The sequence below is a fragment of the Sphingomonas sp. P3_C6 genome (genome assembly GCF_056402595.1).
This window is the reverse complement of record NZ_JBFUHB010000006.1, coordinates 163,298-178,171: the sequence shown is the minus strand read 5'-3', so window position 1 is coordinate 178,171 and position 14,874 is coordinate 163,298. Positions and strand designations below refer to the sequence as shown.

The 14,874-nt window shown below is 66.7% G+C and carries 16 protein-coding genes; 9 read left to right on the top strand and 7 right to left on the bottom strand.

Annotated elements, in window-relative coordinates:
* Nucleotides 1–54 precede the first annotated feature (54 nt).
* The 3 genes from AC1DT7_RS09485 to AC1DT7_RS09475 form a co-directional block, all read right to left on the bottom strand.
* Nucleotides 55–1,878 carry a vWA domain-containing protein gene (locus tag AC1DT7_RS09485; protein ID WP_478035692.1) on the bottom strand — a complete coding sequence of 608 codons (1,824 nt, stop codon included), beginning with the start codon at nt 1,876–1,878 and terminating at the stop codon, nt 55–57.
* A 276-nt stretch (nt 1,879–2,154) separates the two neighbouring features.
* Nucleotides 2,155–2,712, bottom strand: a complete 558-nt coding sequence (locus tag AC1DT7_RS09480) for an RNA polymerase sigma factor (protein ID WP_478035691.1) — start codon at nt 2,710–2,712, stop codon at nt 2,155–2,157.
* A 208-nt stretch (nt 2,713–2,920) separates the two neighbouring features.
* Entirely contained in the window at nt 2,921–3,181 is a 261-nt protein-coding gene (locus AC1DT7_RS09475) for a GCG_CRPN prefix-to-repeats domain-containing protein (RefSeq protein WP_478035690.1), read from the bottom strand.
* 242 nt (nt 3,182–3,423) lie between these two features.
* On the opposite strand from AC1DT7_RS09475, the gene AC1DT7_RS09470 reads away from it, so the two are divergent.
* Both AC1DT7_RS09470 and AC1DT7_RS09465 read left to right on the top strand, forming a co-directional pair.
* On the top strand, nt 3,424–3,690 hold the full coding sequence (locus AC1DT7_RS09470) for a hypothetical protein (protein ID WP_478035689.1): 267 nt from the start codon (nt 3,424–3,426) through the stop codon (nt 3,688–3,690).
* Nucleotides 3,691–3,869: 179 nt separating this feature from the next.
* On the top strand, nt 3,870–4,541 hold the full coding sequence (locus tag AC1DT7_RS09465) for a hypothetical protein (protein WP_478035688.1): 672 nt from the start codon (nt 3,870–3,872) through the stop codon (nt 4,539–4,541).
* Nucleotides 4,542–4,641: 100 nt separating this feature from the next.
* Here AC1DT7_RS09465 and AC1DT7_RS09460 read toward each other — a convergent pair whose 3' ends face one another.
* The gene (locus AC1DT7_RS09460; protein ID WP_478035687.1) at nt 4,642–5,028 is read right to left on the bottom strand and encodes a hypothetical protein; all 387 of its coding nucleotides are present in this window, start codon (nt 5,026–5,028) and stop codon (nt 4,642–4,644) included.
* 209 nt (nt 5,029–5,237) lie between these two features.
* Here AC1DT7_RS09460 and AC1DT7_RS09455 point away from each other — a divergent pair, with 209 nt between their 5' ends.
* The 4 genes from AC1DT7_RS09455 to AC1DT7_RS09440 all read left to right on the top strand — a co-directional run bounded on the left by AC1DT7_RS09455 (nt 5,238) and on the right by AC1DT7_RS09440 (nt 7,736).
* Nucleotides 5,238–5,492 carry a hypothetical protein gene (locus AC1DT7_RS09455; RefSeq protein WP_478035686.1) on the top strand — a complete coding sequence of 85 codons (255 nt, stop codon included), beginning with the start codon at nt 5,238–5,240 and terminating at the stop codon, nt 5,490–5,492.
* 153 nt (nt 5,493–5,645) lie between these two features.
* Entirely contained in the window at nt 5,646–5,930 is a 285-nt protein-coding gene (locus AC1DT7_RS09450; RefSeq protein WP_478035685.1) for a hypothetical protein, read from the top strand.
* A gap of 320 nt (nt 5,931–6,250) precedes the next feature.
* The gene (locus tag AC1DT7_RS09445; RefSeq protein ID WP_478035684.1) at nt 6,251–6,661 is read left to right on the top strand and encodes a hypothetical protein; all 411 of its coding nucleotides are present in this window, start codon (nt 6,251–6,253) and stop codon (nt 6,659–6,661) included.
* 235 nt (nt 6,662–6,896) lie between these two features.
* The gene (locus AC1DT7_RS09440) at nt 6,897–7,736 is read left to right on the top strand and encodes an HpcH/HpaI aldolase/citrate lyase family protein (protein ID WP_478035683.1); all 840 of its coding nucleotides are present in this window, start codon (nt 6,897–6,899) and stop codon (nt 7,734–7,736) included.
* Between the two features lie 232 nt (nt 7,737–7,968).
* Here AC1DT7_RS09440 and AC1DT7_RS09435 read toward each other — a convergent pair whose 3' ends face one another.
* From AC1DT7_RS09435 to AC1DT7_RS09425, 3 genes are all read right to left on the bottom strand, one after another.
* On the bottom strand, nt 7,969–9,021 hold the full coding sequence (locus AC1DT7_RS09435) for an amidohydrolase family protein (protein ID WP_478035682.1): 1,053 nt from the start codon (nt 9,019–9,021) through the stop codon (nt 7,969–7,971).
* 150 nt (nt 9,022–9,171) lie between these two features.
* Entirely contained in the window at nt 9,172–10,101 is a 930-nt protein-coding gene (locus AC1DT7_RS09430) for an alpha/beta hydrolase (protein WP_478035681.1), read from the bottom strand.
* A gap of 173 nt (nt 10,102–10,274) precedes the next feature.
* Nucleotides 10,275–11,147 carry an aldo/keto reductase family oxidoreductase gene (locus AC1DT7_RS09425; RefSeq protein ID WP_478035680.1) on the bottom strand — a complete coding sequence of 291 codons (873 nt, stop codon included), beginning with the start codon at nt 11,145–11,147 and terminating at the stop codon, nt 10,275–10,277.
* A gap of 96 nt (nt 11,148–11,243) precedes the next feature.
* Between AC1DT7_RS09425 and AC1DT7_RS09420 the strand changes: the two genes are divergently transcribed.
* From AC1DT7_RS09420 to AC1DT7_RS09410, 3 genes are all read left to right on the top strand, one after another.
* Nucleotides 11,244–12,164: a LysR family transcriptional regulator gene (locus tag AC1DT7_RS09420; RefSeq protein WP_478035679.1), complete on the top strand. Its 921-nt coding sequence runs from the start codon at nt 11,244–11,246 to the stop codon at nt 12,162–12,164.
* Between the two features lie 112 nt (nt 12,165–12,276).
* On the top strand, nt 12,277–13,695 hold the full coding sequence (gene astD, locus AC1DT7_RS09415) for a succinylglutamate-semialdehyde dehydrogenase (RefSeq protein WP_478035678.1): 1,419 nt from the start codon (nt 12,277–12,279) through the stop codon (nt 13,693–13,695).
* Nucleotides 13,695–14,840, top strand: a complete 1,146-nt coding sequence (locus AC1DT7_RS09410) for a carbohydrate porin (protein ID WP_478035677.1) — start codon at nt 13,695–13,697, stop codon at nt 14,838–14,840. Before astD ends, AC1DT7_RS09410 begins: the two co-directional genes overlap by 1 nt.
* Nucleotides 14,841–14,874: the final 34 nt, after the last annotated feature.

Here is a 14,874-nt window from a genome sequence, read left to right as displayed (position 1 = left end):
CCGGTCGAATGTGCGATCGGGCGGGGACCACAAGCGCGGCCCCCGCCCCATGCGCTACCGGTCGAGCCGGGCGAGCGCCCCGGCCGACTTGGCCGCGCGGACGAGCTGGACGAATTCGGTACGGTAGCCGAAATCATCCTCGCCGCGGGTCGCGGTGGCGATGCGCAACACGTCGTCATAGGTCATCGCGCCGTTATATTTGCCGCCGCGCAGCAGCTCGGCAAAGGCCGCCACGCCGGTGGCGAAGCGGGCGTCGCGCGGGGCATCCTCGAACCGCGCCACTTCCGTCGTGCGGTCGATCGGGGTGGAGATCAGGCGGCTCGTGTCCGACTTGGGCAGCTTGTAGCGGATCTTGACGAAGCCATACTCGCCGCCGCGCGATGGCTGGGCCACGGCAGCGGGCCGGGCATAACGCAGGTCGCCGATCGAGCGCGGGCCGCCGACCGGCACGATCTCATAGATGGCGGTGACCGTCTGGCCCGATCCGACATCGCCCGCATCGACCTTGTCATTGTCGAAATCCTCGCGGGCGAGCATGCGCGTCTCGTAGCCGATCAGGCGATATTCGGCGACGGTCGCGGGGTTGAACTCGACCTGGATCTTCACGTCCTTGGCGATCGGGAACAGGGTGGAGGTCGCCTCATCCACCAGGGTCTTCCGTGCCTCGCTGACGGTGTCGATATAGGCGGCGGCGCCGTTGCCGTTCTGCGCCAGCGTCTGCATCATCGCGTCATTGTAATTGCCCATGCCGAAGCCGAGCACGGAGAGGAACACGCCCTTGCCCCGCTCGCGCTCGACATAGCCCTTCAGCTCATCCTGATTGGTGATGCCGACATTGAAGTCGCCATCGGTCGCGAGGATGACGCGGTTGACGCCCTTCGGATCAAGATTGGCCTCGGCCAGGGTATAGGCCTGGCGGATGCCCTCCGCGCCCGCCGTGCCGCCGCCGGCGCCGAGGCTGTCGATCACCGCAAGGATGCGGCTCTTCTCGCTGGCCCGGGTCGGTTCGAGCGCGGTGCCGGCATAACCGGCATAGGTGACGATCGAGACCCGGTCATTGCCGTCGAGCTGATCGAGCAGCATGGCGAGCGACTGTTTGACCAAAGGCAGCTTGTTGGGCTGGTTCATCGAGCCCGAGGTGTCGATGAGGAAGACGAGATTGGCGCGCGGGCGGGTGGCGCGCTGAATCTCATAGCCACGGATGCCGATGCGCACGAGCTTGCGCCCGGCCGTCCAGGGGCTGGGGAAGACGGCGATGTTGGAGCTGAACGGCTGATCGGCGGACCGCGCCGCGGCGTAGCTGTAGGGGAAATAATTGACCATCTCCTCGGTCCGCACCGCCGCCGGCTGGGGCAGGACGTTCTGGTTGAGCGAGGCGCGGACGAAGGAATAGGAGGCGGTGTCGACATCGATCGAGAAGGTCGAGACCGGATCCTCGCGCACGATCTTGAACGGGTTCTGCGTGGTGGCGGTGAACTTGTCGCGGCCTACGTCCTGATAGGGCGGGAACGGCAGACGGACGCGCGATTCAGCCATGGGGGCGAAGGAGCGTGAGGCCATCATCTTGCCCGTCACCATCATCGGGGACGGGGCGAGCAGGCCCGGCGGGGGCGGGGGCGGCGGTGGCGGAGGCGGTGGGGGCGGCGGTGCGGGCGACGCCGAGACGTCAGCCAGCCCTGGGGCCAGCCCGGGCGCCTGGTTTTCGAGGTGCCCGCGCGATTGGGAATCCGCCCGGACGCCGGTGACGACGATATTGTCGTCAGCCTTGGCGGTGGGCGTGACGGCCGGACCGACGCCCGAGCCGGCGCAGGACGCGAGGAACATCGCGGGAAGCATAACGGTCAGGCCGATGGTGGCGGACGGGTGAAGGCGGGGCATGAGATTCTCCCTGAAACAGCGGCGCAGGATCGTCCGCATGTTCCTTCGACGCCGGTCGGGAGGATATCCTTGGGAGGTTTTCGATATTTTTTGAATCGGGTGGTGCTGAAACAAGGTCTGGTTGGCTTTCCCCTCCCCCTCCCCGTTCGGGCTGAGCTTGTCGAAGCCCTGCCCTTCCCTTCAGAGGAAGAAAGTACAGTCGTTGAGCTTCGCTCGCCTTCGGCCCGACAAGCTCAGGACGAACGGAGGTGGTGGTTAGGCCTCGCTCAAAGCCACTTATCCCTCCTCCGCCGCATCCGTCCCGAGCAGGCGGCGGACCTCGTGCAGGCGCCAGGAGATGGTCGATTCGGCCACGCCCAGTATCTCGGCCGCCTCGGCATGGCTGAGCTGCTGGCCGGCAACCAGGACGACCGCGTCGCGATAGGCGGGCTTCAGCCGGGCGACCGCGCTCTTCACCCACATCGCGTCGTGCAGGTCGCGGCCGTCCGGGCCGCGCATCAGCCCGGTCAGCACGCCGAGCCGCTCGGTGAAGCCGAGGAAGGAGCGCCGCCGCCTCTTCTGGTCGCGACAGGCATTGACGACGATGCCGCACAGCCAGGTGGTGAATTTTGCCTCGCCGCGGAAGCTGCCGATCTTTTCGACCAGTGTGCAGCAGACGTCCTGCGCGATATCGTCGGCGTCGGCGCGCGAGCCGGTCATCTGCCAGGCGAGGCCGTGGATCCGATCATAATGGCGCCGGAGCAAGGTGGCGAACGCGTCGCGATCCCCGTCGATGGCGGCCGCGACCAGGACGCCGTCCGGATCCCCTTCCCTGTCGATCCCCGAACCCCGCACGCGTCAGGCCCGGCCGCGGGGCGGGCACGCACTGCCCACAAACGGCCCCGCCGATGCGCGACCGCCCAGAACAGACCAGAATGTCGCCGCATCCACCACGGGCGGATATGTGCATCATTCATGGTGCGGATGCCATCGCGGACGACCGGGCGGCGACTGATCGTCGAGCGGCCCGATCGTCGCGCGGGGTGCTCTTTACGAGCGCCGGTCAGCGATAGCGCCAGCCATTGTGGTGGCGATAGCGGTGCTGCCAGTAGCGGCGGCCATCCCAATAGCCGCGGCCACGATAGAAATTGCCGACCACCAGGCGCCCCGGCGCGACGATGACGGCGGGCCCGCCGCGATTGGGGCGGCAATGGCCGGCCGGACCACGATGATAGCCGGGACCGCAGCCCTGCCGGGCGTCGGCCGGGGCCACGGTGATGACCGCCGCACCCGCGGCAAGGGCAACCGCAAGAAGTGCCTTCATGATGACCTCTCGGAATTGTTACAAAATGTTGCCCGGTCAGGGCGGCACGGAAACGCGTGCCGATCGGCGGCGGTTCCGCAGGCCACCGCAATGCCGGCGCCGTGCATCCGATGCGGGTGGCACTGCCCTTGGCACTACCCCCAAAAGCGCTCATTCCCTTCAACGGGTGCTCAGCGATGCCATCGGCCCGGTCGTGGTACGATCGATACCCAAATGTAAGACCTTGATGCCAAAAGGTGGTGATGAAAGCGATCTGCAGGCTGCTGGGGCATCGGCCCGGCCCGGAATTGTGGAACGAAGGTCTGCATTTCGCGACCTGCACTCGGTGCCAACGGGACATCATCCGTCCGCGGGGCGGCCGGTGGACACTCGTCCCGGCCGGGTTGCGCGTGGTGTGGCACCCGGCGGGCCACCAGGGCGTGCACTGGAGCAAGGTGATCAGCCGCGCGCGCGACAAGCGGCCCAACACAGCATCGCCGAAACCGAAGCAGAAGCGCGAGGGGCGGTGACGCCGCGCCCGATGCGCGCCGGGCCATAGGCTGGCATATGTCAATAGCGGCGGTCCGACGCCGTGCCGATCGCCCCCGGCGTCCGGTCGAAAAGCCGGTGCCTTCCTCGCCATTGGCGACCGGCAGGCCTTGCCGCCGGATAGCCCCTCGCCCGCAAGCTGCCGGCGTTCCGCCGCGACATGATCCCCGGCGAAGCGCCGCCCTCCCCGACCCTGATGCGACGCTCGACCGGTGGATCGCGATGGGACATGGGTGGCACCGGCCGGGCCGGATTGCAGCCGGGCGGACAGCGACGGCCCGGGCAATGGCGCCTGGACCGGCTGGACGCACATGGGGACGGGAACCGGTGGGCGCAGCTCTGCCACCAGCCCGCTGGCCTGAGCGAGCGATTGCTTGCGACGGGCGGCACCGGCGGCGCGCGGACGCCGGGCGCGAAAGACGAGATCGCCCCATTCCTCCGGCCGCCGCTGGCGGAGCCAGAAGATCGCCGCCGACACATCGGCCAGCACCCGCTCGCGATAGGTGACGAGGATCGGCTCGTCGGCGCGGGCCGGGGTATAGACCCTGGTCACCTGCCGGTCATAGCCACAGGCGCGCTGATGGAGCGACATTTCGACCAGATCGTCGGCCATGCGGCTGCCCCGATCGATAGCGGCGGCGAAATCGGGATGGTCGTTGTACCAGCATTCGAAGGTGACGATGTCGATCTCGAAGAAATCGGCAATGTCGGCCCCGTCGGCGCCGAGGCGGCAGAGCTTATAGGCCTGGGTGGCGTGGGTTGGGGTGTAGCGGGGCGCGGGGTGTGGGGGATTCCCTGTTATGGGCGCGGGATTCCCTGTTTTAGGGGCTGAATTCCCTGTTCCTGGGGCGATAACAGGGAATTTTCGTTTTTTCTGGGCGTTCGGGGCGGTTTATGCGCTGTTTTTCGATTGTATCTCAGTGTGTTGGGTATCAATTCCCTGATATTCCGGAACAGGGAATTTCGCGATGCGGAACAGGGAATTGGGTTGGGCTGAACAGGGAAATCGTGGCGGACGGGCGGCGGCTGGCGGGGTGGTGCGTGCCGAAGCGAGCGGCCGCGATGAGGGTTGGGTTTGGAGCATTGCCATGGCGGAACGGTAGCGGCGTTGCGATGGCGGTTGAATCAAGCTGCGTGGGAGAGGCGCGTCTCTGATGGCCGCTTCGCGCCCAATCACCGCCGTTGTCGGGCATGTGACGATAGCCTGAAACCTGCCATTCGCGTAAATTTCTAGGTAATGACGGCAAGCGCCCAATCGCGGTCGTTTTCCGACCATCCTTGGCTTCCCAATTGCGGAATTTAGAAAAACCGACGATCATCGGTGGATGACCCCCGGCGGCACATTCAACTGGATACTCGCAGTGATGATGCTGGGCTTTGCCGTCTGGGTCGGTCTGGCTGGTCGCGTTAGCCTAAGGGGTGGCGAGGTTCTCGATAGAGACGAAGGACCTATTCGCTTTTGGGCGTTCGTTATCGCGTGCGGGATAGTTGGCGCTGTATTGCTCGCGCAGGCTGTATTCCATTTCCGATGACGGCTGATGGCGGACATCCGGCGTTCTGCTATGGTTGGGCGATGAAGCGGCTTTCCGATGCTATGTTTAGCCCGACCCATGCCGTCCTTGCTGTGATTATTGCGTGGTTCGGCACTGCGATAATCGTTGGCGCGGCTTTTGGTTTTTGGCAGCCCGACTATCGCAGGATACTGGTAGTGGTGATCGTGGTGTATTGGGTCACGGTGATCGCCGACCTCGGTATTTTCAGTCGCCAAAGGTATGGCCGCTAACTACCAGCCTCCCCCTCACGGCGGACAGACTGTTTCCCACCACCTTTTGCCGTTCGCCCGAGGCAGCTCGCGTTCAACGCGGAACGGCTTGGCCTGGTGGACAGCGGACATTGCCTTTGCCTTCCGTTTCCGACTTGCGATAGCGTAGCCCGTATGATTTGGAACATCGTTGATCGACGGCAGCGCGTTTATCGTTGGAAAACTGTCAACGCCATCGTTGAAGCCGTGGAGCACGACAATAGCTGCGTTGATGCTGATCAGGCTGCTGAGGCGGATATCGCGTCGGTGGTCGATTACGATCAGTTGGAGGGGGTGTCGGTTCAAGAAGCTGTGGCGTGGGCGAACCAGCAAACCTGCCCCGTGACGCTCTACCTGTATGACGAAGGTAAGGGCACCACCACCGAGGAGCACTTCAACGCGGTTGGCAATCGTTTCTGACTATCGCGCTCCAATCTGGTGGAAAAGTGGATATCAGACATCGCCTGCAAGCAGCGCGAACAGAATGTAGCCGCCGAAAACGACGATAAGAATTGCTCCAGCGATGACAGGGCCGATGATGGTTCGACTGCGAGCGGGCGGCTTGGTCATACCTGACGTTACGCTCGACTCACGAATGTCCGCAACTGGGCGAGAGCTGCCAATGCGGCTTTCCCAAAACGACGGTATTCCGGAAATCAGGCCGCCAGTGGGAACGGGTTAGCAGCCATTCATTGTTCGCGGCACTGGCATCAAGGCCCCTGACGCCGCATGATCCCATAATGACCGATTCCTTCGCCCGACGAATGGCTGATCTTGATGCGATGGTTGAGCAATGCCGGGGCAAGGGAGTGTTTGCGGTGGGAACCGTTCGAGATACCTCCAATCGCTCCAACCGGGATTGGCCCTGGTGGGGTATCGAGGTTAAACAAACCAAAGATGACGGACTAGAAAAGCGGCGTAGGACTGCCGAGGTAATTCTAAATGCACCCGCACCTGGCGTTCCATCGGTTTTTAAAGGGCGATGGCGTGTGCGCATCTGGCAGGGAGTGGGCCTCGATAGCTTTACGGAGCAGGGTGATCGGTCGTTCGCATGGGCGACCCCTTCTGCCGAAGAGTTACTCGATGCGTTGGGATCGCTGCTCGACGAAGCGGAGGAGGCTCTGAATCGGGCCGATTCGTCGAAAAGCTAATGACCGCCATTGGGCGACTCCCGTCGTTCTCCAGCAATCTTCGTGAACGGCAGCTGTCGCGGCCGTTCCAAAGCGGTCAGACGGCAACCGGCCCAATATCGGTCGAAGATTGGCTAATATGCTGGAGTCCTTACACAAGCACAGCGCCTACACTGCTACTCAGATCGGCTCCACCATGGACGCAATCCCCGCGCCTGTGCCACAGCGCGAGCGATACAACACAAAAGGCCCACAAATGAAGCTCCGATCGCTGCTGTTCGTCCCCGGGGATAGGCCCGACCGCTTCGCCAAGGCGGCGGCGAGTGGGGCGGATGCGTTGATCCTGGACCTGGAGGATTCGGTTTCGGCCGAGAAGAAGCCCGAGGCGCGGGAGGCGATTGCCGCCTGGCTCAAAGATGGGCGCACCCTTCCCTGCTTCGTCCGGATCAATCCGATCGGCGGCGGCGAGACCAAGGCCGATCTCGATGCTATCCTGCCCGCCGGGCCGGACGGGCTGGTGCTGCCCAAGGCGGAGGGCGAATCCACGGTTCGCGCGCTGATCGAGCTGGCCGGCGGGCCCACCCCGCCGATCCTGCCGATCGCCACCGAGACGGCGGCGGCGGTGTTCCAGCTTTCCACCTATGGCGCGGTCGCCGGCCATCTCGCCGGGCTGACCTGGGGCGCCGAGGATCTGCCCGCCGCGATCGGCGCGACCAGCTCGCGCAACGCGGACGGCAGCTATACCGCGCCTTATGAGATGGTGCGGGCGCTGACCTTGTTCGGTGCGCATGCCGCGGGGGTGGCGGCGATCGAGACTGTGTACCCCAATATTGCCGATGGCGAGGGGCTGGCCGCCTATGTCGCGCGCGGGCGGCGGGACGGGTTTACGGGGATGATGGCGATCCATCCGGCGCAGGTTGCGGCGATCAATGCCGGGTTCAGCCCTAGCGAGGCCGAGATCGCCCATGCTCGGGCGGTGGTGGCGGCGTTCGAGGCCAACCCGGGTGCGGGGGCGTTGAAGCTGGACGGGAAGATGGTTGATCGGCCGCATCTGGCGCAGGCGCTGAAGGTGCTGGCGGTGGCCGAGGGATCGTAGGCGGGGCGCGGCTTTGCGTGCCACAATATTGTTGGTTCGTACGGGGATGTCTGGTCGTTTGAGGCCGGCGGGCGGAGTCAGCCTCCTCCGTGTTGTGGCGTTTCGCGCACGCTCCGGCGTGTGGGTTGGGGCTCGATGGACCCCGGAACAAGTCCGGGGTGACGGGTGTGGGTGGGGTAGTGTCGGTGTCCTTGATACCGGGTGCGCGGGGTAGCGCGGGTCCGGACCGGCTTTACCCCGATACGGACGCCGGCCGGCCCTCGTCCAGCCGATAGACGCGCCTTGCCGTCCCGCTGAACAGGGCGGTTTTTTCGGCCTCCGAGCAATCGGCGACGATGCGTTTGAAGGCGTTCCACAGGGTGCCGTAGCTGCAGCTCTGCCGGTCGACCGGGAAGTTGCTTTCGAACATGCAGCGATCCGGCCCGAAGGTTTCGATGCACTGGATGATATAGGGACCCCAGGCCTGGGCGAGCTCCTCCGACGAGGGCGGGCGATCGCGCGTGTCGAAGCCGAAGCCATAGGCGGCCATGCCGAGCCCGCCGAGCTTGACCGTGACGCCGGGGCGGCGCGCGACCAGGCTCATGCCCTCCCGCCAGGTCTCGAACACCGCCTCGCGCCGGCTGGCATAGGGACCGATGCCGAGCGGCGCGCCGATATGGTCGAGGATGATCGACGTATCGGGAAAGGCGGCGGCGAGCGCGGCGACCTCATCCAGCTGGGTGAAATAGACCCAGGCATCGAAGCTGAGCCCGAGCGGCGCGAGCCGGGCGAAGCCACGGCGAAAGCCGCTGTCGGCGAGCAGATAGCGCGGCGGCGTGGACTCGCCCCACGCGCCGAGCTTCGCATCCCATGGCGCGCGCTGGCGGATGCCGCGGAAGCGCCCGGCCCCGGCGGCGATATGCGCCTCCAGCACCGGGGCCACCGCATCGCCCAGCCGCAGATCGGCATGGCCGACGATGCCGGCGCAGGGGCGGCAATCGCCATAGCGGCCGGTCGTGCGCGCCGCCGTCAGGCCGACCACATAATCGGTCTCGCCGACCGGGCGCATCTCCTCCGGCCCGTCGGTGCGGTAGGATGCGGTGCCTTCGACGAAAACGGAGGCGCGGATGTCATGGCCCGTATGGAAATCGTCCAGCAGCTCGGACAGCTGATAGGTGCCGGACGGGCGGTTCCACAGATGATGATGCGCATCGACGATCGGCCTGGTGGGATCGATCACCGGCTCGACATGGCGCGACAGCCATCGCTCCTGCTCAGCCGGGGTCCTGTGCGGGGTCGATCCCAAAAGCCTCTCCCGACACGACATGCGCTGAACGACTGAATGCCGGCCGGCTCTGCCCGCTATGCCCGGTTATGTCCATTATGGAGCGACCAGGATTCGACCGGCGGCGTGCCGCGACGGGACTATCAAGCACGAGATCAGGCACGAACGAGATCAGGCGATCCAGGCCCTCACGGCGCGCGCGACATCGTCCATCGCATCGCGGGCCAGCGCCACGTCGCGCGTCATCTGCAGGAAGCCATGGACAGCGCCGGACCACAGCAGCAGCTCGGCGGGCACGCCCGCGGCCTTCAGCCGGTCGAGCAGCAGGCGGCTGTCGTCGGCGACCGGGTCGGCCTCCGCCACGCCGAGGAACACCGGCGGCAGGCCGGCCAGATCGGCATGGAGCGGCGTCGCCCTGGCCGGGGGCCGGTGCCGCGCGGCGCCGAGATATCTGTCCCAATACCATTGCATCCGCTCCGCCGTGAGGCCGTAGGCTCCACCGCCGAAGAGGTGCGCGCTTTCGGTGTCCAGGCCGGGCGCGTAACAGCCATAGAGCAGCGCGAGGCCGGCGGGCGTGGTGCGCCCGGCCGCGCGCAACCGGACCGCCAGCGCCAGCGCGAGGGCTGCGCCGGCGCTGTCCCCGGCCAGGACGAAGCGCCTAGGATCGAGCGCATAGCGGCTGGCGCGAAACTCGATCCAGTCCCAGGCGGCGAGGCAATCGTCGAGCGCGGCGGGATAGGGGTGTTCGGGCGCCAGGCGGTAATCGACGCCGACCAGCACCGCGGCGCTGCGTTCCGCCAGCGAGCGCATCAGGCGGTCATGCGTGTCGAGATTGCCGGCGAACCAGCCGCCGCCATGGATGTAGAAGATTGCGCCGCGCGCCGTCGTCACCACCGGCGTGTGGATGCGCAGCCGGATCAGGCCGCCGGGCCCCGGGATGCGCTGCTCCTCGACACCGCCCATGGCGGGCAGCCCGTCGTTGAACCAGCCGGCGGCGGCATTCATGCGCGCGCGTGCCTCGGCCGGCGGCAGGGTCGCCGGGTCGAACGCGGGGAAGCGCTCCGCCTGTGCCGCGCGCGCGGCGACTATCTCGGGATCCACGGGTACCGCCATCGACGGCGAGTATCACGCGCCGCGCGCGTTGCAACAATGGCGACGTATCCCCTTGGCCATGACAAGGGTCAAAGGGCGAGCGAGCCGCCGCGCCGGTCGATCTCGGCGCGTCCTCGGTCGCAACCGGCGTGTCGTGGCCTGCGCCCCCTCCCCGGCCGCCATTATTCCTGGGCTCCGCCGGTCCCGATACGATCGAGCTCGGCGATCACCTCGTCCGACAGGGCGAGCTCGGCCGCGGCGAGGTTCTCGCGCAGATGCCCGGTCGAGGAGGTGCCCGGGATCAGCAGGATGTTGGGCGAGCGCTGCAGCAGCCAGGCAAGCGCGACCTGCATCGGCGTGGCGCCGAGCCGTGCCGCCACGTCCGACAGCGCCGTGGATTGCAGTGGCGAGAAGCCGCCGAGCGGGAAGAAGGGCACATAGGCGATGCCCTGCGCCGCCAGCTCGTCGACCAGCGCGTCGTCCTCGCGGTGGACGAGGTTATACTGGTTCTGCACGCACACCACCGGGGCGATGCGCTGCGCCTCGGCGAGCTGGGTCGAGGTCACGTTGCTCAGGCCGAGATGGCGTATCAGCCCCTTGTGCTGCAGATCGGCCAGTACCTCGAACTGTTCGGCGATCGAGCCTTCGCTCGGCCCATGGATCTGCCCCATGGCGCGCAGGTTGACGACATCCAGCGTCTCGAGTCCGAGATTGCGCAGATTGTCCTCCACGCCCTGGGTCAGCTCGGCAGGGGACAAGGCGGGAAGCCAGGACGCATCGGCGCCGCGCACCGCGCCGACCTTGGTGACAATCGTCAGGTCCTGCGGATAGGGATGGAGCGCCTCGCGGATGATCTGGTTGGTGACGTGCGGGCCGTAGAAATCGCTCGTGTCGATATGGTCGACGCCGCTCGCGATCGCCTCGCGCAGCACGGCGACCGCCGCGTCGCGGTCCCGCGGCGGGCCGAACACGCCGGGGCCGGCGAGCTGCATCGCGCCATAGCCCATGCGGTTCACGCTGCGATCGCCAAGGCGGAAAGTGTCGGGGTTGGTCATGTCGGGTCTCCGGTGTTGCACTGCTCAGGATATGCGCGGCGCGGGACCGCTCGATAAGATGTGGCAATCGGCACAGGTCGTGCGATATTATGCACGATGGCAACCGAACTCGACGATCTCGCCACCTTTGCCGCCGTGGTTCGCGCCGGCGGCTTCCGCGACGCGGCACGCGCGGGCAACGCCTCCGCCTCGGGCCTCAGCGAAGCCGTGCGCCGTCTGGAGACCCGGCTCGGTGTCCGGCTTCTCAACCGCACGACGCGAAGCGTCACCCCGACCGAGGCGGGCGCGCGCCTGTTCGACCGGCTCGGCCCCGCGCTGAGCGAGGTCGAGGCGGCGGTCGATGTAATCAACGCCTTTCGCGACCGTCCCGCCGGCACGCTGAAGCTCAACGTGCCGGCCAATGTCGCGCGCGTCGTGCTGCCGTCGATCGTCACGCCCTTCCTCAGGGCCTATCCCGATATCCGTTTGGAAGTGACGGTCGAGGACGGCTTCGTCGACGTGCTCGCGGCGGGTTTCGATGCGGGCATCCGGTATGACGAGCGTCTGGATCAGGACATGATCGCCGTGCCGATCGGCCCGCGCACCCAATGCATCGCGACCGGCGCCTCGCCCGCCTATCTCGCCGAGCATGGCCGGCCGGAACACCCCCGCGACCTGCTCGACCATGCCTGTCTGCGCGGCCGATTCTCCAGCGGCCGGATCCCGATCTGGGAATTCGAGCGCGGCGACGAGATCGTGCGCGTCGAGCCGGCCGGTCCGTTGCTGACCCAACCGGGCGCCGCATTCGACCTGGCAGTCGGCGCCGCGGTCGACGGGCTCGGCATCATCCATCTGTTCGAGGACTGGTTGAAACCGCATTTCGACAGCGGCGCACTGGTGCCGATCCTCGAACCCTGGTGGCAGCGTTTCTCCGGCCCGTTCCTCTATTATGCCGGCCGCCGCTACCTGCCCGCGCCGCTACGGGCGTTCGTCGATTTCATCAGGAGCAGGCCGGATCAGGTCGCCGGTGGCAGTTAAAACTGCATCCGGCTATTGCCGCCTCTCAACCAGTCGCACGCGGCAGCGGACATTGCGCTCGAGCGCATGGACGAGACCCGCAACGCGATGCTGAGCGAGAGGGCCGCCCGACATGAGCAATCTGTTCCATTCCTACGATCCCGCAACCGGCGAATCGGTCTGGTCCGGACCCGAGACATCGGCGGAGGGATGCACCGCCGCGGTCGCGACGGCCCGCGCCGCCTTCGATGACTGGTCGGCGACCACGATCGAGGAGCGCATCGCCCTGGTCCACCGCTACCGCGACGTCCTGAAGGAGGATGGCGATGCCATCGCCGTCGCGATCTCGCGCGAAACGGGCAAGCCCTTGTGGGAGACGAAGATCGAGCTCGCCTCGATGGTCGGCAAGGTCGACCTGTCGATCGCCGCGCATGACGAGCGCACCGGCAGCCGCGAGCAGGAGGCCCCGTTCGGCCGCGCCGTGCTGCGCCACCGCCCGCACGGCGTGATGGTCGTGCTCGGCCCGTATAATTTCCCCGGCCACCTGCCCAACGGCCATATCGTGCCCGCCCTGCTCGCGGGCAACACGGTCCTGTTCAAGCCGTCCGAGGAAACGCCCCTGGTCGGCGAGCTTGTCGGTGCGGCGATGCGCAAGGCAGGTCTGCCGGAGGGTGTCTTTACCGTCATTCAGGGCGGCCGCGACACCGGCGCGGCACTGCTCGCCGAGGATATCGACGGGTTGCTGTTCACCGGGTCGGCGAATGCCGGTGCGCATTTCACGCGCATTTTCGCCGAACGCCCCAAGGTGATCCTCGCGCTAGAACTTGGCGGCAACAACCCGCTGGTCGCATGGGACGGCGATCCGGAGGCAATCGCCTCGATCGTCGTCGCGTCCGCCTTCGTCACCACCGGCCAGCGCTGCTCCTGCGCGCGCCGCCTGATCGTGCCCGAAGGCCCGAAGGGCGAGGCGATCGTCTCGGCGGTCGCGGCGCTCTCCGACCGCATCACGATCGGTGCGTGGAATGAGACACCGGAGCCGTTCATGGGCCCGCTGATCTCCCCCGCGGCGGCGGCACGCGCGTCGCTACAGGCCGAAGGATTGATGAAGCTCGGCGCGCAGGCGATCCGCCCGTTCGAGGGGCGCCCCGGCCCGTCGACCGCGTTCGTCGGCCCGACCATCCTCGACGTCACCGGCCTGGACGCGCCCGACGAGGAGATTTTCGGACCAGTGCTCCAGGTGACCCGCGTCGCCGATTTCGACGCCGCCATCGCCGCCGCCAACAACACACGTTTCGGCCTGTCGGCGGGCCTGATCAGCGACGACGACGCATTGTGGGAACAGTTCACGCGGAAAATCCGCGCCGGCGTGGTCAACCGCAACCGTCCTACCACCGGCGCGGCCGGATCCATGCCGTTCGGCGGCCTAGGCGCGTCCGGCAACCATCGCCCCAGCGCCTATTATGCGGCGGACTATTGCGCCTATCCCGTCGCCAGCTTCGAGGCTGATCGGGTTGCGGACCAGGTGCACGACCTGCGGGGGATCCGCGCCTGATGAGGATTGCCGTCACTCTTTCGGTGGCGGCGACCTCCTGTCTCGCCTCCCCGGCCATAGCTGGGGAGGAACGCGCGCCCGTGCAGTTCGGCGCGACTTATGTGACCGACATCCTGTCGGTGGTCGATGGCGGCATCCGGCGCGGAACCGACTGGCTTGGCCGGGGCGATGTGACCGCCTCGGTCGACGGCCAGGTCTTCGGCATCCCCGGCGCCGAGCTGTTCGTCGATGTGATGGGCGTCAACCCGCCGGACTTTTCCGGCCGCCATGTTGGCGACGCCCAGACCGTCAGCAACGTCCAGGCCAACAGCGCGATCAGGCCCTATGAGGCATGGCTTTCCGTCCCGGTCGGCAAGCGCTTCACGGTCAAGGCCGGCCTGATCGACCTGAACACCGAATTCGACGTACAGGATGTCGGCCGCACCTTTCTCAACAGTTCGTTCGGCATCGGCCCCGACTTTTCGCAGACCGGCGTGAACGGCCCCTCGATCTTCCCCGCCCCGGCAACCGCCATTCTGTTCCGTTATGAGGATGACGACTGGGTCGCTCGCGTCGGCGTGTTCGACGCCGTCGCGGGGAGCCTCGCCAATCCCCGCCGCACCGTGTTCCGCATACCCGGCGAACGCGGCGCGCTGCTGGTCGGCGAGGTCGACCGAAAGCTTCCCGGCGATGGCGAGGTTCAGCTGGGCCTGTGGCATTATACGACGCGGTTCAACCAGATCGACCCTGCCGCAACCAGCACGGCGAACAGCCAGGGCGGCTATGCGCTGGCCGAGGGCACGCTGGCGGAGAGCGGCAAGGCGAGCCTGCTCGGCTGGGCGCGCATCGGCGTCGCCAGCGACAGCACCAACCCGATCGACCTATATCTTGGCGGTGGTGTGGCATGGCATAGCGAGAAAGACGAAATCGGGCTCGCGGTCGCGCATGCCCATCTCGGCGAACCGGGCCGCCGCGCGACGATCGCGGCCAAAGGTGGCGCCGACCGCGCCGAGACGACGATCGAATTCACCTATTCCCGGCCGGTGGCGCCCTGGCTCACCGTACAGCCCGACCTGCAATATGTTATCGACCCGAGTTGGGTTCCCTCGCGCGACAATGCACTGGTCGCCGGCGTGCGGCTGAGCTTCTCGCTATCGACCGAATGACGCCGACCGACCAGATCCGCTTCCCCTGTCGTCG

Bases quoted from the DNA above. Each gene is read 5' to 3' on its own strand.
- AC1DT7_RS09460 (WP_478035687.1), bottom strand. From the start codon at position 5,028: ATGATCGTCGGTTTTTCTAAATTCCGCAATTGGGAAGCCAAGGATGGT.
- AC1DT7_RS09440 (WP_478035683.1), top strand. From the start codon at position 6,897: ATGAAGCTCCGATCGCTGCTGTTCGTCCCCGGGGATAGGCCCGACCGC.
- AC1DT7_RS09450 (WP_478035685.1), top strand. From the start codon at position 5,646: ATGATTTGGAACATCGTTGATCGACGGCAGCGCGTTTATCGTTGGAAA.
- AC1DT7_RS09455 (WP_478035686.1), top strand. From the start codon at position 5,238: ATGACGGCTGATGGCGGACATCCGGCGTTCTGCTATGGTTGGGCGATG.
- AC1DT7_RS09445 (WP_478035684.1), top strand. From the start codon at position 6,251: ATGACCGATTCCTTCGCCCGACGAATGGCTGATCTTGATGCGATGGTT.
- AC1DT7_RS09465 (WP_478035688.1), top strand. From the start codon at position 3,870: ATGATCCCCGGCGAAGCGCCGCCCTCCCCGACCCTGATGCGACGCTCG.
- AC1DT7_RS09475 (WP_478035690.1), bottom strand. From the start codon at position 3,181: ATGAAGGCACTTCTTGCGGTTGCCCTTGCCGCGGGTGCGGCGGTCATC.
- AC1DT7_RS09410 (WP_478035677.1), top strand. From the start codon at position 13,695: ATGAGGATTGCCGTCACTCTTTCGGTGGCGGCGACCTCCTGTCTCGCC.
- AC1DT7_RS09485 (WP_478035692.1), bottom strand. From the start codon at position 1,878: ATGCCCCGCCTTCACCCGTCCGCCACCATCGGCCTGACCGTTATGCTT.
- AC1DT7_RS09470 (WP_478035689.1), top strand. From the start codon at position 3,424: ATGAAAGCGATCTGCAGGCTGCTGGGGCATCGGCCCGGCCCGGAATTG.
- AC1DT7_RS09425 (WP_478035680.1), bottom strand. From the start codon at position 11,147: ATGACCAACCCCGACACTTTCCGCCTTGGCGATCGCAGCGTGAACCGC.
- AC1DT7_RS09420 (WP_478035679.1), top strand. From the start codon at position 11,244: ATGGCAACCGAACTCGACGATCTCGCCACCTTTGCCGCCGTGGTTCGC.
- astD (WP_478035678.1), top strand. From the start codon at position 12,277: ATGAGCAATCTGTTCCATTCCTACGATCCCGCAACCGGCGAATCGGTC.